The organism is Kitasatospora sp. NPDC001225, assembly GCF_053597855.1.
In genome coordinates this window covers 1-24,555 of sequence record NZ_JBSFJC010000037.1, presented here as the reverse complement: position 1 = coordinate 24,555, position 24,555 = coordinate 1, and the positions used below count along the sequence as shown (strand labels likewise).

At 74.2% G+C, this 24,555-nt stretch carries 19 protein-coding genes and 1 riboswitch; of the genes, 15 read left to right on the top strand and 4 right to left on the bottom strand.

The genetic code is table 11. The features are described 5' to 3' along the window. The first annotated feature begins 144 nt into the window (after window positions 1–144). The 8 genes from ACWDCZ_RS15505 to ACWDCZ_RS15470 all read left to right on the top strand — a co-directional run bounded on the left by ACWDCZ_RS15505 (window position 145) and on the right by ACWDCZ_RS15470 (window position 9,770). Window positions 145–1,068: a TetR family transcriptional regulator gene (locus tag ACWDCZ_RS15505; protein WP_449811971.1), complete on the top strand. Its 924-nt coding sequence runs from the start codon at window positions 145–147 to the stop codon at window positions 1,066–1,068. Between the two features lie 371 nt (window positions 1,069–1,439). After that, window positions 1,440–2,777 carry a crotonyl-CoA carboxylase/reductase gene (gene ccrA / locus ACWDCZ_RS15500; RefSeq protein ID WP_049655667.1) on the top strand — a complete coding sequence of 446 codons (1,338 nt, stop codon included), beginning with the start codon at window positions 1,440–1,442 and terminating at the stop codon, window positions 2,775–2,777. Next, complete coding sequence (locus ACWDCZ_RS15495; protein ID WP_049655664.1) at window positions 2,777–4,807, top strand: protein meaA; 2,031 nt, start codon at window positions 2,777–2,779, stop codon at window positions 4,805–4,807. Before ccrA ends, ACWDCZ_RS15495 begins: the two co-directional genes overlap by 1 nt. A 42-nt stretch (window positions 4,808–4,849) precedes the next feature. Further along, window positions 4,850–5,812, top strand: coding sequence for an HpcH/HpaI aldolase/citrate lyase family protein (locus ACWDCZ_RS15490; protein WP_049655662.1), 963 nt, complete (start codon window positions 4,850–4,852; stop codon window positions 5,810–5,812). Window positions 5,813–5,818: 6 nt separating this feature from the next. Further along, the gene (locus ACWDCZ_RS15485; RefSeq protein ID WP_049655661.1) at window positions 5,819–6,322 is read left to right on the top strand and encodes a MaoC family dehydratase; all 504 of its coding nucleotides are present in this window, start codon (window positions 5,819–5,821) and stop codon (window positions 6,320–6,322) included. A gap of 199 nt (window positions 6,323–6,521) precedes the next feature. Beyond that, window positions 6,522–7,724: an acyl-CoA dehydrogenase family protein gene (locus ACWDCZ_RS15480; protein ID WP_074001622.1), complete on the top strand. Its 1,203-nt coding sequence runs from the start codon at window positions 6,522–6,524 to the stop codon at window positions 7,722–7,724. Window positions 7,725–8,212: 488 nt separating this feature from the next. Further along, window positions 8,213–8,905 carry a phosphatidylserine decarboxylase gene (locus ACWDCZ_RS15475; RefSeq protein WP_049655656.1) on the top strand — a complete coding sequence of 231 codons (693 nt, stop codon included), beginning with the start codon at window positions 8,213–8,215 and terminating at the stop codon, window positions 8,903–8,905. After that, window positions 8,892–9,770: a CDP-alcohol phosphatidyltransferase family protein gene (locus ACWDCZ_RS15470; RefSeq protein WP_369808332.1), complete on the top strand. Its 879-nt coding sequence runs from the start codon at window positions 8,892–8,894 to the stop codon at window positions 9,768–9,770. Before ACWDCZ_RS15475 ends, ACWDCZ_RS15470 begins: the two co-directional genes overlap by 14 nt. A gap of 113 nt (window positions 9,771–9,883) precedes the next feature. Here the strand turns inward: ACWDCZ_RS15470 and ACWDCZ_RS15465 are convergent, their stop codons facing one another. Beyond that, complete coding sequence (locus tag ACWDCZ_RS15465; RefSeq protein ID WP_074001623.1) at window positions 9,884–11,209, bottom strand: hypothetical protein; 1,326 nt, start codon at window positions 11,207–11,209, stop codon at window positions 9,884–9,886. 728 nt (window positions 11,210–11,937) lie between these two features. Beyond that, complete coding sequence (locus ACWDCZ_RS15460; RefSeq protein ID WP_449816145.1) at window positions 11,938–13,044, bottom strand: alpha/beta hydrolase family protein; 1,107 nt, start codon at window positions 13,042–13,044, stop codon at window positions 11,938–11,940. 327 nt (window positions 13,045–13,371) lie between these two features. Continuing rightward, window positions 13,372–13,502, top strand: a riboswitch (cobalamin riboswitch). 108 nt (window positions 13,503–13,610) lie between these two features. Between ACWDCZ_RS15460 and ACWDCZ_RS15455 the strand changes: the two genes are divergently transcribed. The 6 genes from ACWDCZ_RS15455 to cpt all read left to right on the top strand — a co-directional run bounded on the left by ACWDCZ_RS15455 (window position 13,611) and on the right by cpt (window position 21,026). Continuing rightward, entirely contained in the window at window positions 13,611–14,603 is a 993-nt protein-coding gene (locus tag ACWDCZ_RS15455) for a cobalamin biosynthesis protein (RefSeq protein WP_449816144.1), read from the top strand. Next, on the top strand, window positions 14,600–16,114 hold the full coding sequence (locus ACWDCZ_RS15450; protein WP_074001625.1) for a cobyric acid synthase: 1,515 nt from the start codon (window positions 14,600–14,602) through the stop codon (window positions 16,112–16,114). The genes ACWDCZ_RS15455 and ACWDCZ_RS15450 overlap by 4 nt, the downstream gene beginning before the upstream one ends. 100 nt (window positions 16,115–16,214) lie before the next feature. After that, window positions 16,215–18,347 carry a putative cobaltochelatase gene (locus ACWDCZ_RS15445; RefSeq protein ID WP_449816143.1) on the top strand — a complete coding sequence of 711 codons (2,133 nt, stop codon included), beginning with the start codon at window positions 16,215–16,217 and terminating at the stop codon, window positions 18,345–18,347. Window positions 18,348–18,353: 6 nt separating this feature from the next. Continuing rightward, window positions 18,354–18,959: a cob(I)yrinic acid a,c-diamide adenosyltransferase gene (gene cobO / locus ACWDCZ_RS15440; RefSeq protein ID WP_049655361.1), complete on the top strand. Its 606-nt coding sequence runs from the start codon at window positions 18,354–18,356 to the stop codon at window positions 18,957–18,959. Between the two features lie 4 nt (window positions 18,960–18,963). Next, on the top strand, window positions 18,964–20,337 hold the full coding sequence (locus tag ACWDCZ_RS15435; RefSeq protein ID WP_449816142.1) for a cobyrinate a,c-diamide synthase: 1,374 nt from the start codon (window positions 18,964–18,966) through the stop codon (window positions 20,335–20,337). Between the two features lie 152 nt (window positions 20,338–20,489). Next, on the top strand, window positions 20,490–21,026 hold the full coding sequence (gene cpt / locus ACWDCZ_RS15430; protein WP_074001628.1) for a chloramphenicol phosphotransferase CPT: 537 nt from the start codon (window positions 20,490–20,492) through the stop codon (window positions 21,024–21,026). 49 nt (window positions 21,027–21,075) lie between these two features. Here cpt and ACWDCZ_RS15425 read toward each other — a convergent pair whose 3' ends face one another. Together ACWDCZ_RS15425 and ACWDCZ_RS15420 are read right to left on the bottom strand one after the other, a co-directional pair. Continuing rightward, on the bottom strand, window positions 21,076–22,794 hold the full coding sequence (locus ACWDCZ_RS15425) for a serine/threonine-protein kinase (protein WP_449816141.1): 1,719 nt from the start codon (window positions 22,792–22,794) through the stop codon (window positions 21,076–21,078). Window positions 22,795–22,872: 78 nt separating this feature from the next. Continuing rightward, window positions 22,873–23,460 (bottom strand): TetR/AcrR family transcriptional regulator, encoded by a 588-nt coding sequence (locus tag ACWDCZ_RS15420; protein ID WP_181970709.1) that lies wholly within the window; start codon window positions 23,458–23,460, stop codon window positions 22,873–22,875. Window positions 23,461–23,601: 141 nt separating this feature from the next. Here ACWDCZ_RS15420 and ACWDCZ_RS15415 point away from each other — a divergent pair. Further along, on the top strand, window positions 23,602–24,555 hold a 954-nt coding region (locus ACWDCZ_RS15415; protein ID WP_449816140.1), incomplete at its 3' end, for an FAD-dependent monooxygenase.

The following is a 24,555-nucleotide window of genomic DNA, read 5'->3' as shown; positions in this document are numbered from 1 at the left end:
GGCTCCGCGGCCTCCCCGCGCCCCGCCTGGAGCCCCGGGACGGCGACCTCCCGCTGGCCCCGCCCGGCCGTGACCGGACCGGTGGTGCCGGTGCGGCGGGGAAGGGCCGCGGGCGCGCCGTCCGGGCCGTGTAGCGTTCCGGACATGGATCGGGTTCAGTCAACCTCCCCGCAGCACCCCGCCGGGCCGCACGGCGGCGCCGACCGGACCAGCCCCTCGACCGGGGGCACCGGGCCGGAGGGCGGGCCGGGCAGCCGCCGGGCGGCGGCGCAGCGCCAGCAGATGCGCCAGGACCTGGCCACGGCCGCGATGGAGCTGTTCGCCTCGCAGGGCTACGAGGAGACCACGGTCGACCAGATCGCGGCCGCCGCCGGGGTGGCCCGGCGCACCTTCTTCCGGTACTTCCGGTCCAAGGAGGAGGCGATCTTCCCGGACCACGACGACACCCTGGTGCGGGTGGCCGACCTGCTGGCCAGCGCGGAGCCGGAGGAGCACCCGCTGGACGTGGTCTGCCGCGGCATCAAGGAGGTGCTGCGGATGTACGCCTCCACCCCGGGGGTGTCGGTGGCGCGGTACCAGCTGATCCGTCAGGTCCCGGCACTGCGCGAGCGGGAGATCGCCGTGGTGGCCCGCTACGAGCGGCTGTTCACCCGTTACCTGCTGGGCCGTTTCGACACCGGCGAGTCCATCCCGTCCGGCTGGCAGCGCGGCGGCGAGGACGACTCGATGCTGGCCGAGGTCTCGGCGGCGGCGGTGGTCGCGGCGCACAACCACGTGCTGCGGCGCTGGCTGCGGGCCGGCGGCCGGGGCGACGTGGAGGCGCAGCTGGACCACTCCTTCGAGGTGATCCGGCGGACCTTCTGGGCCTCCAGTGCCCCGGGTGCCAGGAGGCGGGGATCGGTGGTGGCACCGGGTGCCAACGGGACCCCGGGGGACGCCGGGGTCGAGAGCGCACTGAGTGCCAGTCCCGGAGGTGAGGTGCTCATCACAGTCGCCCGGACGGACGCTCCGCTGGACGTCGTGGTGGACAGCATCCGGGCCGCGCTGAGTGGCTCCCGGGAGTCGTAGACCCAGTATTCACGCAGGTCAGAGCGGTATCGAGGGCCCGCGCCGGGATGTCGGCGCGGGCCTTTCGCATGCCCGCGCAACGCGCGTCACGCGGCCTCTGAACCGACTGGAATTCCTGGCACCCGGTGTCTTTACGAGTGGCACAGGGTGCCACTACCTTGTTACTCACCAGTCGCGGCGCCGCGGCTCCCCACCTCGGCGCGCCGTCGTCCGGCGTTCCCACACCCCGGGAGCAGAGAGCCAGAACGGCCCGGTCCACCCCGGGTGCCCCGTCTGACCCGCCCACCACCCACCTCAGCGAAGCCGGTGTCCGCTCCCGGCTCCCCCAGACGCCCTGTGACCCTCGCACAGGTACGCCTTCGGAGGCAGCCATGCAGGAAATCCTCGACGCGATCCTCAGCACCGACAGCACGTCGGCGGACTTCGCGGCGATCAAGCTCCCCGAGTCCTACCGGGCGGTGACGCTCCACAAGGACGACGAGCAGATGTTCGCGGGCCTCGCGAGCCGCGACAAGGACCCCCGCAAGTCCCTTCACCTCGACGAGGTCGCCCTGCCCGAGCTGGGCCCGGGCGAGGCCCTGGTCGCCGTCATGGCCAGCGCGGTGAACTACAACACCGTCTGGAGCTCGATCTTCGAGCCGGTCTCCACCTTCGGCTTCCTGGAGCGGTACGGCCGGCTGTCGCCGCTGACCAAGCGCCACGACCTGCCGTACCACGTGGTCGGCTCCGACCTGGCCGGCGTGGTGCTGCGCACCGGCGCCGGGGTCAACGCCTGGAAGCCCGGCGACGAGGTCGTCGCGCACTGCCTCTCGGTCGAGCTGGAGTCCGCGGACGGCCACAACGACACGATGATGGACCCGGAGCAGCGCATCTGGGGCTTCGAGACCAACTTCGGCGGCCTGGCGCAGCTGGCCCTGGTGAAGACCAACCAGCTGCTGCCCAAGCCCCGGCACCTCACCTGGGAGGAGGCCGCCTCCCCCGGCCTGGTCAACTCCACCGCGTACCGCCAGCTGGTCTCGCGCAACGGCGCCGGTATGAAGCAGGGCGACAACGTGCTGATCTGGGGCGCCAGCGGCGGCCTCGGCTCGTACGCCACCCAGTACGCGCTGGCCGGCGGCGCCACCCCGATCTGCGTGGTCTCCAGCGACCAGAAGGCCGAGATCTGCCGCGCCATGGGCGCCGAGGCGATCATCGACCGCTCCGCCGAGGGCTACCGGTTCTGGAAGGACGAGAACAACCAGGACCCGCGCGAGTGGAAGCGCCTCGGCGCGAAGATCCGCGAGTTCACCGGCGGCGAGGACGTGGACATCGTCTTCGAGCACCCGGGCCGGGAGACCTTCGGCGCCTCGGTGTACGTCACCCGCAAGGGCGGCACCATCGTCACCTGCGCCTCCACCTCCGGCTACATGCACCAGTACGACAACCGGTACCTGTGGATGTCGCTCAAGCGGATCGTCGGCTCGCACTTCGCCAACTACCGCGAGGCCTTCGAGGCCAACCGCCTGATCGCCAAGGGGAAGATCCACCCGACCCTCTCCAAGGTCTACTCCCTGGAGGAGACCGGCCAGGCCGCCCTGGACGTGCACCACAACAGGCACCAGGGCAAGGTCGGCGTGCTCTGCCTGGCCCCCGAGGAGGGCCTGGGCGTGCACGACGCGGAGTTCCGCGCCAAGCACCTCGACGCCATCAACCGTTTCAGGAACATCTGATGACCGAGCCCCGGAAGCGCGACCGCCCCTGGCTGATGCGCACCTACGCCGGCCACTCCACCGCGAGCGACTCCAACGCGCTCTACCGGCGGAACCTGGCGAAGGGCCAGACCGGCCTGTCCGTCGCCTTCGACCTGCCGACCCAGACCGGCTACGACTCCGACCACGTCCTCGCCCGCGGCGAGGTCGGCCGGGTCGGCGTCCCGGTCGGGCACGTCGGCGACATGCGCACCCTGTTCGACGGCATCCCGCTCGAACGGACCAACACCTCCATGACGATCAACGCCACCGCGATGTGGCTGCTGGCGCTCTACCAGGTGGTCGCCGAGGAGCAGGGCGCGGACATCGCCACGCTCACCGGCACCACCCAGAACGACATCGTCAAGGAGTACCTGTCCCGCGGGACGCACGTCTTCCCGCCCGGCCCGTCGGTGCGGCTGATCACCGACATGATCGCCTACACGGTCGGCAGCATCCCCAAGTGGAACCCGATCAACATCTGCAGCTACCACCTGCAGGAGGCCGGGGCGACGCCCGTCCAGGAGATCGCCTACGCGATGTGCACCGCCATCTCGGTGCTCGACGCCGTGCGCGACTCCGGCCAGGTGCCGGCCGAGCGGATGGGCGAGGTGGTCGCCCGGATCTCCTTCTTCGTGAACGCCGGCGTGCGCTTCGTCGAGGAGATGTGCAAGATGCGCGCCTTCGCCCGGCTGTGGGAGAAGGTCACCCTGGAGCGCTACGGCGTCACCGACCCCAAGCAGCGCCGCTTCCGGTACGGCGTCCAGGTCAACTCGCTCGGCCTGACCGAGGCCCAGCCGGAGAACAACGTCCAGCGGATCGTCCTGGAGATGCTGGCCGTCACCCTCTCCAAGGACGCCCGCGCGCGGGCCGTCCAGCTGCCCGCCTGGAACGAGGCGCTCGGCCTGCCCCGGCCCTGGGACCAGCAGTGGTCGCTGCGCATCCAGCAGGTGCTGGCGTACGAGTCGGACCTGCTGGAGTACGGCGACATCTTCAACGGCTCCCAGGTGATCGAGGCCAAGACCGAGGAGCTGCTGGCCGGCGCCGAGGCGGAGATCGCCAAGGTGCTGGAGATGGGCGGGGTGATCCCGGCCGTCGAGTCCGGCTACCTGAAGTCCAACCTGGTCGCCTCGCACGCCGCCCGCCGGGCCCGGATCGAGTCCGGCGAGGACAAGATCATCGGGGTCAACTGCTTCGACACCACCGAGCCGAGCCCGCTCACCGCCGACCTCGACACCGCGATCATGGTCGTCGACCCGGCCTCCGAGCAGTCCGTGCTCGCCGCCCTGGAGGCCTGGCGCGCCGAGCGCGACGAGGCCGCCGTCCAGTCGTCGCTGGCCGAGCTCAAGGCCGTCGCCGCCACCGAGGCCAACCTGATGCCGGCCACGCTCGCCTGCGCCCGGGCCGGCGTCACCACCGGCGAGTGGGCCTTCGCCCTGCGCGAGGTCTTCGGCGAGTACCGGGCGCCCACCGGCGTCGGCGGCGCCCCCGTCGCGGTGGCCGCCGAGCCCGGCGGCGAGCTGGAGCAGGTCCGCGCCGCGGTCGCCGCGACCGCCGCGGAGCTGGGTGCCGGCAAGCTGCGCCTGCTGGTCGGCAAGCCCGGCCTGGACGGGCACTCCAACGGCGCCGAGCAGATCGCCGTCCGGGCCCGCGACGCCGGGTTCGAGGTGGTCTACCAGGGCATCCGGCTGACCCCGGAGCAGATCGTCTCCGCCGCCGTCGCGGAGGACGTCCACTGCGTGGGCCTGTCCATCCTCTCCGGCGCGCACAGCGAGCTGGTGCCCGACGTCCTGAAGCGGCTGCGCCGCGCCGGGGTGGAGGATGTCCCGGTGATCGTGGGTGGCATCATCCCGGCAGCGGACGGCGAGGCCCTCAAGGCCGCCGGCGTCGCCGCCGTGTTCACCCCGAAGGACTTCGGCATCACCACCATCATCGGCCGGATCGTGGACGAGATCCGGCTGGCCAACAAGCTCCAGCCGTGGACGTCCGCACCGACCGCGGCCACGAACTGACCAGCTGACCAGCTGACCACTGGGAAGGAACCCTCGATTCTGATGACTGCTGTCAACCGACTGCGCCCGCGCCGCTCCTGCCTCGCCGTACCGGGCAGCAACCCGCGCTTCCTGGAGAAGGCCCAGGGCCTGCCGGCCGACCAGGTCTTCCTCGACCTGGAGGACGCCTGCGCCCCGCTGGTCAAGGAGAGCGCCCGCCACAACATCGTCGACGCCCTCAACAACGGCGACTGGGGCGGCAAGACCCGCGTCGTGCGCGTCAACGACTGGACCACCCACTGGACCTACCGCGACGTGATCACCGTGGTCGAGGGCGCCGGCCCCAACCTCGACTGCATCATGCTGCCGAAGGTGCAGGACGCCGAGCAGGTCAAGGCGCTCGACCTGCTGCTCACCCAGATCGAGAAGACCATGGGCTTCGAGGTCGGCCGGATCGGCATCGAGGCGCAGATCGAGAACGCCAAGGGCCTGATCAACGTCGACGCCATCGCCGAGGCCTCGCCCCGGCTGGAGACCATCATCTTCGGCCCCGCCGACTTCATGGCCTCCATCAACATGAAGTCGCTGGTGGTCGGCGAGCAGCCGCCCGGCTACGGCGCCGACGCCTACCACTACATCCTGATGCGCATCCTGATGGCCGCCCGCGCCAACGACCTCCAGGCGATCGACGGCCCCTACCTCCAGATCCGCAACCAGGAGGGCTACCGCGAGGTCGCCCGCCGCTCGGCCGCCCTCGGCTTCGACGGCAAGTGGGTGCTCCACCCGGACCAGGTCGCCGCCGCGAACGAGATCTACTCGCCCTCGCAGGAGGACTACGACCACGCCGAGCTGATCCTCGACGCGTACGACTACTGCACCTCCGAGGCGGGCGGCGCCAAGGGCTCCGCGATGCTCGGCGACGAGATGATCGACGAGGCCAGCCGCAAGATGGCGCTGGTCGTCGCCGGCAAGGGCCGGGCCGCGGGCCTGCAGCGCACCACCAAGTTCGAGATCCCGGAGGCCTGAGCAGCCATGCAGTTCGGACGCACCTACGAGGAGTTCGAGGTCGGCGCGGTCTACAAGCACTGGCCCGGCAAGACGGTCACCGAGTACGACGACCACCTCTTCTGCCTGCTCACCATGAACCACCACCCGCTCCACCTGGACACCAACTACGCCGGGAAGACGACCGACTTCGGCAGGAACGTCGTGGTGGGCAACTACGTCTACTCGCTGCTGCTCGGCATGTCCGTCCCGGACGTCTCCGGCAAGGCGATCGCCAACCTGGAGATCGAGTCGCTGCGCCACATCGCGCCGACCTTCCACGGCGACACGATCTACGGCGAGACCACCGTGCTCGACAAGTGGCCGTCCAAGTCCAAGGACGACCGCGGCATCGTGTACGTCGAGACCAAGGGGTACAAGCAGGACGGCACGGTCGTCTGCGTCTTCCGCCGCAAGGTGATGGTGCCGACCGCGACGTACACCGAGGAGCGCGGCGGCGAGCAGCCCGGCCGCCCGACCCCGCTCTCCTGAGCCCCTCCCCTCTATAGGGGCCCGCTTTTCACCGCGGGCCCCTCGAGAGACCCCGGACGGGCAGGCCGCCGTCATCGGCCGCGCCCCACCCGGCCCGGGGGCCCTGCTGCCGCAGCCACGCCGGCAGGGCCCCCGCAATCCCCCCCCCGGGGGATTCCCCGACTTTTCCGCAGACCCTCAGACCTTTCGGAGCCGCACGATGGGACGCCTCGCACAGACCGACGGCCTCACCGAGATCCAGCGGGACATCCTCGCCACCGTGCGGGATTTCGTCGACAAGGAGATCATTCCGGTCGCGACCGAGCTGGAGCACAAGGACGAGTACCCGACCGCCATCGTCGAGGGGATGAAGCAGCTCGGCCTGTTCGGCCTCACCATCCCCGAGGAGTACGGCGGCCTCGGCGAGTCGCTGCTCACCTACGCCCTGGTGGTCGAGGAGATCGCCCGCGGCTGGATGTCGGTCTCCGGCATCGTGAACACCCACTTCATCGTGGCGCACATGATCAACGCCCACGGCACCCAGGAGCAGAAGGACCACTTCCTGCCGAGGATGGCGGCCGGCGAGATCCGCGGCGCCTTCTCGATGTCCGAGCCGGGCCTCGGCTCCGACGTTTCGGCCATCTCCACCAAGGGCGTCAAGGACGGCGAGTTCTACGTCCTCAACGGCCAGAAGATGTGGCTCACCAACGGCGGCACCTCCACCCTGGTCGCGGTCCTCTGCAAGACCGACGAGGGCGGCAGCAGCCCGTACAAGAACATGACCACCTTCCTGATCGAGAAGGAGGCCGGTTTCGGCCCGAACCCCTCGGTTCCCGGCCTGACCGTGCCCGGCAAGATCGAGAAGATGGGCTACAAGGGCGTCGACACCACCGAGCTGGTCCTCCAGGACGTCCGCGTCCCGGCGAACCGCGTCCTCGGCGGCGTCCCGGGCCGCGGCTTCTACCAGATGATGGACGGCGTCGAGGTCGGCCGCGTCAACGTCGCCGCCCGCGGCTGCGGCGTCGCCCGCCGCGCCTTCGAGCTCGGCATCGCCTACGCCCAGCAGCGCTCCACCTTCGGCAAGAAGATCGCCGAGCACCAGGCGATCCAGTTCAAGCTCGCCGAGATGGCCACCAAGGTCGAGGCCGCCCACCAGATGATGGTCATGGCCGCCCGCAAGAAGGACGGCGGCGAGCGCAACGACCTCGAGGCCGGCATGGCCAAGTACCTCGCCTCCGAGTACTGCAAGGAGGTCGTCGAGGACGCCTTCCGCATCCACGGCGGCTACGGCTTCTCGAAGGAGTACGAGATCGAGCGCCTCTACCGCGAGGCCCCGATGCTGCTCATCGGTGAAGGTACTGCGGAGATCCAGAAGATGATCGTCGGGCGCCGGCTCCTCGAGGAGTACCGGATCGCCGACTGACCCCCGGGCCGCCCGCCGACGCACCCCGTCGCCGGGCGGCCCCCTCGAACCGCCGGTCGACGGGCGTGCGGGCCCGTCCCGGCGCGGGGCCGTGCCCCGTCACGGGCCCGGCCTGGTCCGCCTGGGTCCGGCACGGCCCGCCGGAAGCGGCCGCAGGGCGTACAGCTGCAACGACGCGCCCTGCGGCCGCTTCCGCACACCCGCTTCCGGCCGCTACGGCCGTTTCGTCCGCCGGGTTCCGTCCGCGCACCCGTTGAGACAAGAGTCACCAGCCCTGTCGGGTCCCTTGGGAACCGGACCGGGCCGAGCTACGGTCGTAGGAGTGGACGCGCACACGCGCCGCCACCGGACACGTGAACGAGCAGGCGGGTTGCCCACCCACCGTCTGCTCCCGATAGCATCCACCGGGACAGCAAGCCGTCCCTCTATTACCGATTCCGCGGTGGCCCCCGTCCAGCGGCCATGATCCCCCGCGACAAAGGTCTTCGATGCCCATCAGCCCGTCCCCTCACACCTCCGTCACGGACCGCGATGCCCTCGCAGCCCCGACGGCCGGTCGGCGACCCCGCGTGACCATCGCGCGCGGAGCCACCCCCTGGTTCGTCCCCACCCTCGCCACGGCCGCCGTGACCACCGCCCTCACCCGGCGCAGCGGCAAGTGGGCCCTGGCTGCGGTACCCGCCTGCGCCCTCGGCGCGGGCATGCTGTGGTTCTTCCGCGACCCCGAGCGTGAGATCGGCACGGGCAGAGTGATCTCCCCCGCCGACGGCGTGGTGCAGAGCATCGACGCCTGGCCGGACGGCCGCACCCGGGTCGCGATCTTCATGAGCCCGCTGAACGTCCACGTCAACCGCGCGCCCCTGCCGGGCACCGTGACGTCGGTCGAGCACGTCGCGGGCGGCTTCGTCCCCGCGTTCAACAAGGACAGCGACCAGAACGAGCGGGTCGTCTGGCACTTCGACACCGAGCTCGGCGACATCGAGATGGTCCAGATCGCGGGGGCCGTGGCCCGCCGCATCGTGCCGTACGTGGACGCCGGAACCAAGGTCGAGCAGGGCGACCGGATCGGTCTGATCCGGTTCGGGTCCCGCGTCGACACCTACCTGCCGGCCGGCGTCGAGGTCGGCGTCGAGGTCGGCCAGAAGACCACAGCCGGGGTGACGCGCCTTGACCGTGACTGATCCTGAGACAATCGTCGGCCTGGACGACGAGGAGACGGCCCTGCGCCGCCGCCGCTGGGCACGGGACCGCGAGCTGCGTGCCCCGCGCTCTCCCCAGCACCTGTCCACGGCCGACTTCCTGACCCTGGGGAACGCCGTCTGCGGCTTCCTGGCGATCTACTCGATCACCACCGGGGTCCTGGTCCCGCACATCACCAACCCGGACGCCGCTCCGGACCGGCACAGCGCCGCCACCGCGGTCACGCTGCTGCTGATCGGCTCGATGTGCGACCTCTTCGACGGGCTGGTGGCGCGCAAGCTGCGCTCCTCCGCCCTCGGAGCGGAACTGGACAACCTCGCGGACCTGATCAGCTTCGGCATCGCACCGGCCTACTTCGTCGCGGTCTGGGGCATGGTCTCCCCGGGTTCCAACAGCAAGCTGTCGGCGCTGATCGCGCTGACCGTACTGCTCGCGGTGGTCCTGCGGCTGGCCCGCTTCTCGGCCGTCAAGATGCGGCCCGGGGTGTTCCAGGGCATGCCCTGCCCGATGGGCGCGATGACGGTGATCGCCATCGTGCTGCTCGACCCGCCGTTCCTGCCCGGTCTGCTCGCCATCTTCGGCGCCGCGTACCTGATGGTCAGCCGGATCGAGTACCCGAAGCCGCAGGGGCTGCTGGCCACCGCCACGCTCTGCTGGGTCGTCGTCGCGATCGGCTGCCTGGCCGCCTGGGCGACCGGGCTGCCCGGCGGCGACAGCCTGATGCACGTCGGCGCGTTCGCCCAGATCACGCTCGCCGCGATGGCGCCGCTGCTGGTCATCCGCCGCAAGGTGGGGCAGAAGGTCGGCGACGTCCGCGCCCGGCGGGCGGAGTCGCGGCTCGGCTGAGCCGTCCCACGACCGGCATGGGGAAGGGCCCGGAACCTGGTGGTTCCGGGCCCTTTCCGTGTCTCCGTGTTTCCGTGTTCCTGTGCGCCCGTGTTCCCGTGCGCCTGTGCGGCTCAGGCGCCGCCGGTGTGCACGCTGAACGCCGAGCGGCGGGCCGCCCGGGCCACGCCCGGGTCCGGGTGCACGCTCGAGACCGCCGTCAGCACCGAGGCCGCCCGCGGGTGGCCGGACTGCCGGGCCCGGGCGAACAGCCGGACCGGGTCGCCCGCCGCGGCGCCCTCGACGTGGCCCACCAGCAGCTCGGTCTCGCCGTGGTCGAGCACCGCGGCCGCGGTGTCCACCCAGAGCCAAGCCGCGTCCTCCGCGCCCAGCACGTCCGCCGGGGCGACGCCCTCGTCCGCGCGCTCCGCCAGCCACAGCAGCGCGTACGGGCGCAGCACCGGCTCGTCCACCGCCGCGCGCACCGCCTGCTCGGCCGGTCCGCCGGCCACCCGCAGCGCCTCGAAGGCCAGCCCGCGCACCAGCGCGTCGTCGCCCTGGGCGGCGTCCAGCAGCTCGCCCACCGCCCGGTCGGCCGGCCGGGCCGCGACCCAGGCCCGGAACTCGGCGCGGGCCGGGCCCGGCGAGTAGTCCGCGCAGGCGTTCAGCAGCTCGAAGGCGCTCTGCTCGATGTGCCCGGCCGCGGTCTGCGCGACCGTGCAGATCTCCTCCAGCTTCGCCCGCACCGCCCAGTGGCCGAGCGGCGACAGCTCCGCGGCGTCGTTCCTGCGCACCAGGGCGCCGACGGCCGCCAGGCCGTCCAGCATCCAGTCCAGGACGGCGGCCACGTCCGAGGGCGCGGCCGGGGTGTCGATCTGCGGCGCACGGCAGGTGCCGCGGACGGCGGAGACGGCCGAGGCCGCGTGCGGCACCGGCGACAGGCCGGGTCCGCCGAGGCCGGTGCCGACCCGGCGCTCGTCCAGGCCGCGGCGCAGCAGCTCCAGCAGCTCGCTCTCGGCGACCGGGCCGTCCACCAGGTGCAGGAAGGACAGCAGCTGCGGGGCCTGGTCCACGGCCTGCCCGGCCAGGACGGCGAAGACGCCGCGCAGCGCCGCGGGCGGCACCGGGGCGAGCAGGGTCCAGGCGTCGAACAGCGCCGACCAGCCGCGCACCACGGCCTCGTCGTCGTGCTCCCAGGCGTGCAGGCGCCAGCCGGGGCCGGCTCCGCCGTCCCGGGCCTCCACCAGGCCCACCAGCAGCGCCTGCCCCCAGGCCTTGGCGGCGGCACCGACCGTCATGGCCAGGGCCCGGCCCGCCGCGCGGGCGTCGTCCGGGAGCAGCTCGCCGCGCTTGTCGACCTCGGCCAGCTCACCGGCCCAGCGGGCGACCCGGACGGCGTCCACCAGCATCCGGCGGGCCAGCGGCGCCAGCTCGGAGGGTGCCGGAAAGCCCTCCGGCACGGGAACCCTGCCCCGCCCGGGAGCCGGAGCGGGCCCTCGTCGCCGGGGTACTGCGTTACGGGGGACTCCCGCCCCGCCCGGCCTGCCACCGGCGGGCCGTTGGGCCGTTCCGGGGAGACGGGTCACCGTCGCACCGGTACCGATCGTCGGCGGGAGCGGGGCATCACGGTCGCGCGGGTTCCGAGACGTCACGTCGAGCAGTCTTCCCCTTGTACCGGCCTTCTGTCACATCCGGTTGTCCGTACGACCGGGCGACCGCCGGTGGCACCTCCGCAAGATCGGGCAACAACGGCAAACCGCCTGGCCGGAAACGTGTGACCTGCCCATGCCACAGGGGGCGGCCCGGTTGCCGGGAATGCTCGGGCGGTCACCGTGCGTACGGGTGGGGGGGTAAGGGGCCGGGCCAAATATTGCTCCTGACAGCCGAGGGGCCCGTACGGGGGCGTTTCGGCCCGGCGACGCCCGGCGGGACTGTCCAGCCCGAATCCGGACGGATGGCGGGCGGCGTGATCGGGATCGAGCTGCACCGGAAGTCGGCCGGGCCGACTTTTCACGCGGGCCCGGAGGAATGGGAGGAACGTTCATTCTCGGACGGGGGGAATCGCACCGGGAAAAGCGGCGGGGACCAGCCGAAAACGCCCTCGCGCACAGGGGGGGTGGTTGAGGGGCCAGGGCCGGTCTTCGGACTCGCCTCTGCGGGGCGAACGACGGGAGCCCGAAGACAGGCCCTAGAGCAGCGGGGTGAGCCAGCGGCGGAGGAGTTCGGTGTAGCGGTCGGGGGCGGTGTTCCAGAGGGTGGCGTGGTCGGCGCCGGGGAAGGGCTGGAGGCTCACCACGTCGCGGCGGGCGGCGGCCAGCTTCTCGGCGGCGCCGAAGGGCGCGATCCGGTCCTCGGGGCTGTGCAGGAGGAGGGTCGGCACCCGCAGGTCGGTGCCGTCGGCGATGCGGCCGAAGTCGGCGAGGTCGACCCCGGTGCGGCCCTCGGCGGCGAGGGCGCCGAGCTCGGCGGCGACGCCCTGGAAGCCGGCCCGGGCGGCGTCCCGGCGGGCGGAGGCGGGCAGGTCGAGCACGGGCGAGTCGAGGATCAGACCGCGGACGGCGTGCGACCAGGCGGAGCGGGCCACGGTCTGCAGCACGATGGTCGCGCCGACGGACCAGCCGTACAGGATCACCTTGCCCGCGCCGCTGTCGAGCGCCAGCCGTACCGCCGCCTCGATGTCGCGCCACTCGGTCTCGCCGAAGTGGCTGAGCCCGTCCGGGGAGGCGGGGGCGCCCCGGTCGCCGCGGTAGGTGACGGCGAGGGCGGGCAGGCCGAGCCGGTCGAGGACGGGGAGCACCGGGAGGGTCTGCCGGCGGTCGTCGCCGGGGCCGTGCGCCAGGATCACCCAGGTGCCGCGCTTGCCGTCGAGCCGCCAGGCGGGGAGGGCGCCGAGCTCGCCGTCGGCGGTGGTGTCGGCGAAGGCGAGGCCGAGCGCCTCGGTGGGGTCGCCGAGGTGGACCCGCGGGGTGAAGCGGACCTCGGTGCCGGGGGCGAGGGTGCCCCGGTCGGCGCGGACCAGTCGGCGGGTGACGCCCTGTTCGTCCGCGTGCAGCACCTCCTCGACGACCGCGTGCCCGCCGTCCGCCCACTCCACCGCCCAGCGGCCGGGGCGCAGGCTCGCGGGGCCGCGGGTGAAGGTGACCCGGCCGGCGGCGAGGGCGCGGACCTGGACCGGCCCGGACTCCTGGACGGCGGTCACCGGACGGACCATCCGCTCGGAGGCCCGGCGGCCGACCACCAGCACGGCGGCCCCCACCGCGGCGGCCGCCACGACGGCGGCGGTTCCCCAACGCATCTCGCTCCCCGCTCTGTTGTTCACGGACGTCGTTCACGGACGTTGTTCACGGACGTTCTTCACGGACCGGACGGTGTTCGAGCCCCAGTTCACCGGCGCTCCGCCCGACCGGCCACCGGGCTGGGCCGTCCGGGTCACCCGGCGGGCGCTCCCGGGGTGCTCAGGGCGGTACTCAGGGGGTGCCGGTGGCGGGGGTCGGGGCGGGGCCGCGCCGGGCGATCCGACCGGGCGTCAGCGGCGTCCCCGTGTGACCAACCCCTCCGTGACCTCGGTTGACTCCCGGTTCGGGCCCGTGATGGGATCCTGGGGCCAAACGGAGGCATGGAGAGGAAGCCGGTGGAAGTCCGGCGCGGTCCCGCCACTGTCACCGGGGAGCACGCTCGGAACATCGCCACGGCGGGCCGTCCACGGCCGCTGGAAGGCTCCGGGGGTGCGTTCGACCCGGAAGCCAGGAGACTCTCGCCGCCGTCACGTCGATCCAGGGCGCGGACCCTGAGTGAGGACACGCACGCGATGCAGGCTGCCCCGCCCGGCCGGACTCCGAGCTGCCCTCCGCCGTGCGGCCGATGACCCCGCGCGCGCCTTCCCCCGCTCCGCGCCCGCTGACCCGAGCCGCCGTGTTCGCGCTCGGCGCCGCCGCGGGCTACGCCGCCGACGCCCGCTTCGCCGACCCCCGCCGGGGCCACCCGGTGGCCTTCTTCGGCAGCGCCGCGACCCGGCTGGAGCGGCGGCTGTGGCGCGACGACCGCGCCGCCGGGGCCGGGTACACCGCGCTGTGCGTGGGCGCGGTCGCGGCGGGCGCGTTCGCCCTGGACCGTACGGTGGGCCGGCGCCCGCTGGGCCGGGCGGCGCTGGCGGCGGCCGCGACCTGGACGGTGCTCGGCGGCACCTCGCTGACCCGGGAGGCCCGCACCATCGGCCGCTCGCTGGCCGCCGGCGACCTCGCCGCCGCCCGGGAGCGGCTGCCGCACCTGTGCGGGCGGGACCCGAGCGCCCTGGACGGGCAGCAGATCGCCCGGGCGGTGGTCGAGTCGGTGGCCGAGAACACCGCCGACGCCGTGGTGAACGCGCTGACCTGGGGCGCCCTGGCCGGCACCCCCGGCCTGCTGGCCTTCCGCGCCGTGAACACCCTGGACGCCATGGTCGGCCACCGCTCGCCCCGCTACGCCCGGTTCGGCTGGGCCTCCGCCCGGCTGGACGACGTGGCGGGCTGGCCGGGCGCCCGGCTGACGGCGCTGCTGACCGTGGCCGCCGCCCCCGAGCCCCGGACCGCCTGGCGGGTCTGGCGGCGCGACGGCTCCGCGCACCCGAGCCCGAACGCGGGCCAGGCCGAATCGGCGTTCGCCGGCGCGGTGGGCGCCCGACTGGGCGGCACGCTGCGGTACGGCGAGCGGGTGGAGCACCGGCCCGTCCTGGGCGCGGAGCTGCGGCCGGTGACAGTGGACGACATCGAGCGGGCCTGCGCGCTCTCCCGGCGGGTGGGCGCACTGGCGCTGGGTACGACGGTCGCGGGGCACGTCCTGCTGCGGGCACTGCTGAAGAAGAGGGGACGGGCATGAGCAACGCACTGCTGGTCGCGGGGACGACCTCGGACGCGGGCAAGAGCGTGGTGACGGCCGGGATCTGCCGGTGGCTCGCCCGCCAGGGCGTACGGGTCGCGCCGTTCAAGGCGCAGAACATGTCGCTCAACTCCTTCGTCACCGCCGACGGCGCCGAGATCGGCCGCGCCCAGGCGATGCAGGCGCAGGCCGCCCGGGTGGAGCCGGAGGCGGCGATGAACCCGGTGCTGCTCAAGCCGGGCGCGGACGGCCGCAGCCAGGTGGTGCTGCTCGGCCGGCCGGTGGCCGAGGTCGGCGCGCTGGACTACCGCGAGCGCAAGCCCGTCCTGCTGGAGCGCGCCCTGGAGTGCCTGGCCGACCTGCGCGGCCGCTACGACGTGGTGGTCTGCGAGGGCGCGGGATCGCCCGCCGAGATCAACCTGCGCGACCGCGACATCGCCAACATGGGCCTGGCCACGGCCGCCGCCCTGCCGGTGGTGGTGGTCGGGGACATCGACCGCGGCGGGGTCTTCGCGGCGATGTACGGGACGCTGGCGCTGCTGTCGGCGGAGGACCAGCGGCACGTGGCGGGCTGGTTCGTCAACAAGTTCCGCGGCGACGCGCGGCTGCTGGCGCCCGGGCTGGAGATGCTGCACGAGCTGACCGGCCGTCCGGTGCTGGGCACGCTGCCGATGCTGCCCGGGCTCTGGCTGGACGCCGAGGACTCGCTGGACCTGTCCACCGTGGCGGACCGGGCGGACGGGCCCGGGCCGCTCGGCGCGGACGTGCTGCGGGTGGCCGTGGTGCGCTTCCCCCGGCTGTCCAACTTCACCGACATGGACGCGCTCGCGCAGGAGCCGGGCGTGCTGGTCCGCTGGGCGACCAGGCCGGAGGAGCTGGCCGACGCCGACCTGGTGGTGCTGCCCGGCACCCGGGCCACCGTCGCGGACCTCGCCTGGCTGCGCGAGCGCGGCCTGGAGCCGGCCCTGAAGGCGCGGGTGGCGGCCGGACTGCCGGTCCTCGGGGTCTGCGGCGGCTACCAGATGCTGGCGCACTCGATCGTGGACGAGGTCGAGTCGAAGGCGGGCGCCGTCGACGGCCTCGGCCTGCTGCCGACACGGGTGCGGTTCGGCGTCGAGAAGGTGCTGGCGCGGCCGGTCGGCGAGGCGTTCGGGCAGCGGGTCGAGGGCTACGAGATCCACCACGGGGTGGTGACCGTGGAGGGGGGCAGTCCCTTCCTGGACGGCTGCCGGGTCGGCCCGGTCTGGGGCACCACCTGGCACGGCGCGCTGGAGAACGACGGGTTCCGCCGCGAACTCCTGCGCGAGGTCGCCGAGTTGTCCGGCCGGGCGTTCGTCCCGGCGCCGGACACCTCCTTCGCCGCGGCGCGCGAGGCCCGGCTGGACCGGCTGGGCGACCTGATCGAGGAGCACGCGGACACCGACGCGCTGTGGAAGCTGATCGAGGGCGGGGTGCCGGCGGCCGGATCACTGCCGTTCCTCCCGCCCGGGGCCCCTGGGAGTGACGCATGAGCCGGACACGGACGCAGGGCTGGGCAGGACCGCCGAACCGGGCGGGGCAGCAGGGCCGGGCACGATCACAGAGTCAGGCACGACAGGACTGGGGTACGGCATGAGTGACGTCCGCTATCCGTTCACCGCGATCGTCGGCATGGCCGACCTGCGGCTCGGACTGCTGCTGAACGCGGTCTCCCCGGCCGTGGGCGGCGTGCTGGTGCGCGGCGAGAAGGGCACCGCGAAGTCGACCATGGTGCGCGCGCTGGCCGGCCTGCTGCCGTCCATCGCCACCGTGGACGACTGCCGCTTCGCCTGCGACCCGGCCGCGCCCGACCCGCAGTGCCCGGACGGGCCGCACGACTCCCCGTCCTCCTCCGAACGGCCCTCCCAGCTGGTCGAGTTGCCGGTCGGCGTGGCCGAGGACCGGATCGTCGGCTCGCTCGACCTGGAGCGGGCGCTGGCCGAGGGCGTCAAGGCCTACGAGCCCGGACTGCTCGCCCGGGCGCACCGCGGCGTGCTCTACATCGACGAGGTGAACCTGCTCCAGGACCACGTGGTGGACCTGCTGCTGGACGCCGCCGCGATGGGCCGCTCGTACGTCGAGCGCGAGGGCGTGTCGGTGCGGCACGCGGCCCGGTTCCTGCTGGTCGGCACCATGAACCCGGAGGAGGGCGAGCTGCGGCCGCAGCTGCTCGACCGGTTCGGGCTGACCGTCGAGATCGCCGCCACCCGGGACCCGGCCGAGCGCGCCGAGGTGGTCCGCCGCCGGCTCGGGTACGACGCGGACCCGGCCGGCTTCGCCGCGCGGTTCGCCGAGGAGGAGCGGGCGCTCGCCGAACGCATCACCGCCGCACGGGAGTTGCTGCCCAAGGTCGAGCTGACCGATGTGGCGCTGCGTCAGATCACCGCCGTGTGCGCCGCGTTCGAGGTGGACGGGCTGCGCGCGGACATCGTGATGGCCCGCACCGCCGTCGCGCTGGCCGCCTGGGACGGGCGCACCGAGGTGCTGGAGGAGGACGTCCGCAAGGCCGCCCAGCTGGCACTGCCGCACCGCCGTCGCCGCAACCCCTTCGACGCGCCCGGGCTGGACGAGGAGCAGCTGGACCGGACGCTGGAGGAGCACGCCCAGCAGGAGGAGCCGGAGCCCGAGGACGACGGGCCCGGCCCGGACGGCGACGGTGGCGGCAGCGACGACGGAGACGGTGACGGGCCGGAGGGCGGCCCGGACGGGGGCGGCCCCGACGGCGGCGGCGCGCCCGAGCCGTCCGACGGCGGCCCCGAGGCACCCGAGGCGCCCTCCCCCGAGGACCCCGCCTCCGATGGCCCCGAGGCACCCGCACAGCCGCCCGTACCGGCCCAACATCCGGCCCCCGCGCGGGAGTCGGCGCCGGTCGCGGCCGGCGACCCGTACCGGACGCGGCTGTTCACCGTGAAGGGCACCGGGCACGGCGCCCAGGGCCGCCGCTCCCCCGCCGAGACCACCGGCGGGCACACCATCCGCGCCCGCCGCCCGCAGGGCGCGCTCGCCCGGCTGCACCTGACCGCGACCCTCCAGGCCGCCGCTCCGCACCAGGCCGCGCGCGGGCGCAGCGGGCGGGCGCTGGTGGTGCACAAGGACGACTTCCGCGAACAGGTGCGCCAGGGACGGGAGTCCAACCTGGTGCTGTTCGTGGTGGACGCCTCCGGCTCGATGGCCGCCCGGCAGCGGATGACCGCCGTCAAGGGTGCGGTGCTGTCGCTGCTGATGGACGCCTACCAGCGCCGCGACAAGATCGGCATGATCACCTTCCGGGGCTCGGGCGCCGAGCTGGCACTGCCGCCCACCTCCTCGGTGGAGGTCGGCGCGACCCGGCTGGAGTCACTGCCCACCGGCGGGCGGACCCCGCTGGCCGCCGGCCTGCTGCGCGCCCACGAGGTGCTGCGGGTGGAGCGGCTGCGCGACCCGAGCCGGCGCCCGCTGCTGGTCGTGGTGACCGACGGCCGGGCCACCGGCGGGCGGGACGCGCTCGCCCAGTCGCGCCGCGCGGCCGCGCTGTTCGCGGCGCAGGGCACGGCCAGCGTGGTGCTGGACTGCGAGTCCGGCCCGGTCCGCCTGGGCCTGGCCCGCACCCTGGCCGGGCTGCTCGGCGGCACCGCCGTCAGCCTGGACGAGCTGCGCGCCGAGGGCGTGGCCTCGCTCGTCCGCGAGAACCGCGCCGCGGACCGCTCCGCGAACCGTTCGACCACTTCGATGCGAAAGGCGGCCTGAGCCGACATGCCCAAGGGAGTCCCCGAGAGCGTCCCCGACGACGGCCTGACGACCCGTCAGCGCCGCACGCTGCCGATCACCGCCGTGCACACCGGCCCCGGCAAGGGCAAGTCCACGGCCGCGTTCGGCATGGCGCTGCGGGCCTGGAACCAGGGCTGGCCGGTCGGGGTGTTCCAGTTCGTGAAGTCCGCCAAGTGGAAGGTCGGCGAGGAGAACGCGCTGCGCGTGCTCGGCGCCTCCGGCGAGGGCGGCACCGTCGACTGGCACAAGATGGGCTCCGGCTGGTCCTGGATCCAGCGCTCCGCCGAGCAGGAGATGTCCAGCGAGGAGGCGGCCAAGGAGGGCTGGGAGCAGGTCAAGCGCGACCTCGCGGCCGAGACCTACCGCTTCTACGTGCTCGACGAGTTCACCTACCCGATGCACTGGGGGTGGGTCGACCCGGACGAGGTGGTCGCCGTGCTCAAGGACCGCCCGGGCAGCCAGCACGTCGTCATCACCGGCCGGTACGCGCCCGAGGCGCTGACCGGCTTCGCCGACCTGGTCACCGAGATGACCAAGGTCAAGCACCCCATGGACGCCGGCCGCAAGGGCCAGCGCGGTATCGAGTGGTAGACCGTTGAGCAACATCCCCCGCCTCGTCGTCGCCGCGCCCTCCTCGGGCGCCGGCAAGACCACCGTCGCCACCGGCCTGATCGCGGCGCTCGCCGCGCGCGGGCTGGCGGTGTCGCCGCACAAGGTCGGCCCCGACTACATCGACCCGGGCTACCACGCGCTCGCCGCCGGGCGCCCGGGCCGCAACCTGGACGCCTTCATGTGCGGGCCGGAGCGGATCGCGCCGCTGTTCCTGCACGGCGCGGCGGGGGCGGACGTCGCCGTCGTCGAGGGGGTCATGGGCCTGTTCGACGGGGCCTCCGGGCGCGGCGAACTGGCCTCCACGGCGCACGTCGCCAAGCTGCTGCGGGCGCCGGTGGTGCTGGTCGTGGACGGCTCCTCGCAGTCCCGCTCGGTGGCCGCGCTGGTGCACGGCTTCGCCTCCTGGGACCCGCAGGTGCGGCTCGCCGGGGTGATCCTCAACCGGGTCGCCTCCGACCGGCACGAGCACCTGCTGCGCGAGGCCCTGGAGGAGGGCTCCGGCGTGCCGGTGCTGGGCGCGCTGCGCCGCTCGACGGCGGTCGCCACACCCTCCCGCCACCTCGGGCTGATCCCGGCGGTGGAACGCTCGGCGGAGGCCCTCCGGGCGGTCGCCGACATGGGTGAACTGGTCGCCTCCTCGGTCGACTTGGACGCCCTGCTCGAACTCGCCCGGACGGCACCGGACCTGGACGCCGAACCCTGGGACCCGTCGGCCGAGGTCACCCCGGTGGCCGGCCGGCCCCGGATCGCGGTGGCGGGCGGCGCGGCCTTCTCCTTCTCGTACGCCGAGAACGCCGAACTGCTCGGCGCGGCGGGCGCGGAGGTGGTCCCGTTCGACCCGCTGCACGCCTCCTCGCTGCCCGCCGGAACGGCCGGCCTGGTCATCGGCGGCGGCTTCCCCGAGCTGTACGTCCGCGAGCTGAGCGGCAACGCCCCGCTGCGCGCCGCCATCGCCGCGTTCGCCGCCGCGGGCGGGCCGGTCGCCGCCGAGTGCGCCGGACTGCTCTACCTGGGACGGGAGTTGGACGGCCTGCCGATGTGCGGCGTGCTGCCCACCGACGCCCGGATGACCGAACGCCTCACCCTCGGCTACCGGGAGGCGGTCGCCCTGCACGACTCCCCGCTGGCCCCGGCCGGCACCAGGCTGCGCGGCCACGAGTTCCACCGCACGGTCTGCGAGCCCGGCGCGGGCGAACTCCCCGCCTGGGGCTGGCGCCTGCCGACCGGCCCCCGCACCGAGGGCTTCGCGAGCGGCAACGTGCACGCCTCCTACCTGCACCTGCACTGGGCGGGCGCACCGGCGGTGGCCGCCTCCTTCACCGCCGCGGCGGCGGCCTTCGCGGCGGGGGCGGCGTAGCCCGGGGCTTCGGCGGTGGGGGGCGGCGTTGATGGGGGCGGCGTTGATGGGGGGCGGTCGGGGCCGTGCGGTCCACGGCTGCACCCCTCTGGCACCCCCGGGATAACGCCGCGACGTCGCGGGGTGTGCGGCCGTAGGCTCCGCGCATGCATGTGATCGTTCTCAACGGCGGGTCCAGCTCCGGCAAGTCGAGCATCGCCCTGCGCCTGCAGGAGCTGCTGCCGGACCCCTGGCTGCACCTCGGCGCGGACACCATGGTCGAGGCGCTGCCGCCGTCGCTGCGCACCGGCGGCGAGGGCATCGGCGGGCTGGAGGACGGGGACGGGACGGTCGAGGTCGGCCCGGTCTTCGCCACCCTGGACGCCGCCTGGACGCTCGGGGTCGCGGCGATGGCCCGGGCCGGGGCCCGGATCGTGGTGGACGAGGTGTTCCTCGGCGGCGCCGCTTCGCAGGCCCGGTGGCGGTCGGCGCTGGAGGGCCTGGACGTGCTCTGGGTCGGGGTGCGCTGCGATCCGGCGGTGGCCGCGAAGCGGGAGGCCGCCCGCGGCGACCGGGCGGCCGGGATGGCCGCCGCGCAGGCCTCGCTGGTGCACGAGGGCGTCACGTACGACCTGGTCGTCGACACCTCGAGGGCCTCGGTGGACGACTGCGCCCGGCTCGTCGCCGGGCGGGCAACCTCCGACGGCTGAGGCCGCACTCTCCCTTCCGGAGCCACCGGCGCCGGGCCCGTCGCCGCCGCTACAGCGCGAGGGTCTGCCAGCCCCGGGTGATCTGGTCGTGGACGGCCGCCGGGTCCGGCGCCGTCGGCTGGGCCGCCGCCAGCGCCGCCAGCAGGGCCGTACCGTCCGCCGGGCGCTGCTCGGGGGCCATGGCCAGCGCGCGGGTGACGACGGCGGCGAGCGCCGGGTCGAGGGCCTGGACCGCCGCCAGCGCCGCGGGTTCGGGCCCGGTCTCCACGATCCGGCGGATCACCGCTCCCGTGTTGGTCGCCGCGAACGGGCTGGCGCCGTGCGCCGCGCACACCACGCAGCACGCCCAGGCCCACACATCGGCCGCCGTACCGACCCGCTCCTCGCCGAACTGCTCCGGCGCCATGTACGTCAGGGTGCCCGGCCCGCCGCCGGTGGCGGTCAGCCGGGTGCCGTCCACGATCGCCGCGATGCCGAAGTCCAGCAGGCGCGGACCGGCCGTGGTCAGCATGATGTTGGCGGGCTTGAGGTCCCGGTGGACGAGCCCCAGCCGGTGCACCCCGGACAGCGCCACGGCCAGCGCCAGCGCGAGGGCCCGCAGCGCCTCGGCGGAGCGGATCGGCCCCTGCTCGCGCAGGTGGGCGTCCAGCGGGCGGCCGTCCAGCAACTCCATGGCCAGGTACGGGCGTCCGGAGTCCACACCGGTGTCGAGCACCCGGGCGGTGTAGGCGCCGGGGACCATCGCCAGCACCTCGGACTCGCGCTGGAAGCGGCGCAACAGGTCGGCGTCGTCGAGGAGTTCGAGGTTGATGGTCTTGAGCGCGACCTGGGTGGCGGAGCCCTGGCGCTGGGCGAGGTAGACCGTGCCCATGCCGCCGGAGCCGATCCGGCCGAGGAGCTGGTAGCCGCCGATCGTGCGGGGCTCGTGAGCGCCGAGGGGGCTGCCGACGGGCGGCCTCGGCAGCACCGGCGGGGCGGCCGGGGCAGCCGGCACCGGAGGGGCGGGCTGCGCGAACTGCGTGGGGACGTACGGGGCCTGAGGCGGGGCGTACGGCGTCTGCGGCGGGACGTACGGCGCCCGCGCCGGCGCGGTGGGCACGTACGGGTTCGGCGACGCCGGGAACGCCTGGACCGCCTGGGCGGCCTGGGCCACTCGGGCCTCTTCGGCGCGCACCGCCTCCGCGCCGACCGGCCTGGCCCGGCGGCTCGCCGCCACAGCGACGGCCTGGAACACCAGCGCGGCGACGATCAGCCCGACCGGCAGGAGGAACACGGCGAGCACCGCGCGGAGGGCGAGCAGGCCGGCGATCTGGGCCCGGGCCCGGCCGGACCGCCACAGCCGAGGCGGCATGCCGACGGTCCACAGGTTGCGCTGGGTCAGGCACCAGAGCAGAAGCCAGAGCAGCAGGCAGACGACGAAGGAGGTGATGTACCAGGTCCGCGCCGAGTGGAGGGGCAGGTGCGAGACGATCGTGAGGTACCGCGCGTTGTAGACGTCGAACGACCGCCCCAGCCCCTCGAAGAGGACACTGCTCCAGGCGCGCAGGACGGCCAGCACTCCCACGGCGGTCAGCAGACCCACCGTCAGTTCGCCGATCGTCGCGCCGGTGCCGCCCCGCGCACCTCCGGCCGGGTCCGCGCCGGCGGCCGCCAACGCCCGGCGGCGCGTTGCCGCTTGGGCACGGACCAGCACCGGCAGCGTCGCCAGCCGCACCAGCAGCGCCACCCCGACCACCACCAGTACCGCGACGTCGAGCGTGTTCAGCATTTCTTCCCCCTGCCTGATCGGGCAGAGGGAGTATAGGCGGGCACCCCCGGGCCCCGGCCCTACCGGGTCCCACCGGTCCTACCGGTCGAGCAGCACGGCGAGGTAGCGGTCGATCTCCTCGCGCAGCTCCTCCGGCATCGGCACGTGCCAGTGCCCGCTGCCGGCCGTGGCGTTGAACAGCACGCCGTCGCACCAGCGGATCAACCGGCGGGCGTCCCCCGTGGGGTCGCCCGAGCCGGAGGCGGCGAGCAGCTCGGCGGCGCGCTGGGCGAAGCGCGCGCCCAGGCGGTCGTAGAGGGTGCGCAGTTCGGGCCTGCGGGTGGCCTCCAGGGCGAGTTCCAGGCGGGCCAGGGTGAGCCGGCGGCCCTCCGTGAGCGCCCGGAAGAGCACCTCGGCGCCGACCTCGGCCAGCAGTTCGCGCGGCGGGACGGCGGCCCGCGGCAGTTCGCCCTCGGCGAGGACCGGGAAGTCGGCGGTCTCCCGCTCGACGATCCGGGTGAGCACGAGCTCCAGCAGGGCGGCCCTGGTCCGGGCGAGGTTGGAGGTCGAGCCAGCGGGCAGGCCGGACGCGTCGTCCACGGCGCGGTGGGTGAGCCCGCGCAGGCCGGCGTCGGCGATCAGGTCGATGGCGGCGTCGGCGATCAGGGTCGGGCGCGGGGGTGTCATGGGTCCGATCATGGCCTTTCCAGTCGGGCTCCCCCAACTCACTACAGCCGTAGTTTACGGCTCACTACACATGTAGTAGCGTGCAGGACATCGGACACTACACCTGTAGTGCCCGGGTCGCGCGAGAAGAGGAGCCCCCTCATGGGCCTGCACCAGGCGATCGTCATCGGCGGCGGCATCGGCGGCCTCACCGCCGCCCTCGCCCTCCACCGGCAGGGCATCCCCGTACGCGTCCACGAACGCGCCGAATCCCTCGAACCCGTCGGCGCCGGGCTCGCCCTCGCCCCCAACGCCCTGCGCTCCCTCGACCGGCTCGGCGTCGGCGCGCGCCTGCGCGCCCTCGCCGCCCCGCACCCCGCCGTCGGCCTGCGCCACCCCTCCGGCCGCTGGCTCGCCCGCCTCGACACCACGGCCTTCGAGGCCTGCTTCGGCGACACCATCGCCGCCGTCGCCCGCGCCGACGTCATCGCCGCCCTGGTCGACGCACTCCCGGAGGACACCGTCCGCACCGGCTCGCCCGCCACCCTCGTCACCCCCGGCAGCGCCACCGAACCCACCGTCCTGCGCACCGCCGACGGGGAGGAGACCGCCGACCTGGTCGTCGCCGCCGACGGCATCCGCTCCGCGACCCGGGCCCTGCTCTTCCCCCGCCACCCCGGCCCCCGCTACAGCGGCTTCACCACCTGGCGCGCCGTCGTCACCCCCGACCGCCGCCCGGCCGCCGTCGGCGAGGTGTGGGGCCGCGGCCGGCTCGCCGGAGTCGTCCCGCTCGCCGACGGCCGGGTCTACGTCTACGGCGCCGCCCTCGCCCCGGCCGGCGAGCGGGCCGCCGACGGGGACGAACGGGCCGAACTCCTGCGCAGGTTCGGCGACTGGTGCGCCCCCGTACCGCAGCTGTTCGCCCTGGCCGAGCCCGAACGCGTCCTGCGCCACGACGTCTGGGACCTCGCCGACCCGCTGCCCGCCCACCACCACGGCCGGGTCGCCCTCCTCGGCGACGCCGCCCACGCGATGTGCCCCTTCCAGGGCCAGGGCGCCTGCCAGGCCATCGAGGACGCCGTCGTCCTCGCCTCCCTGCTCACCCCCGCCGCCGAC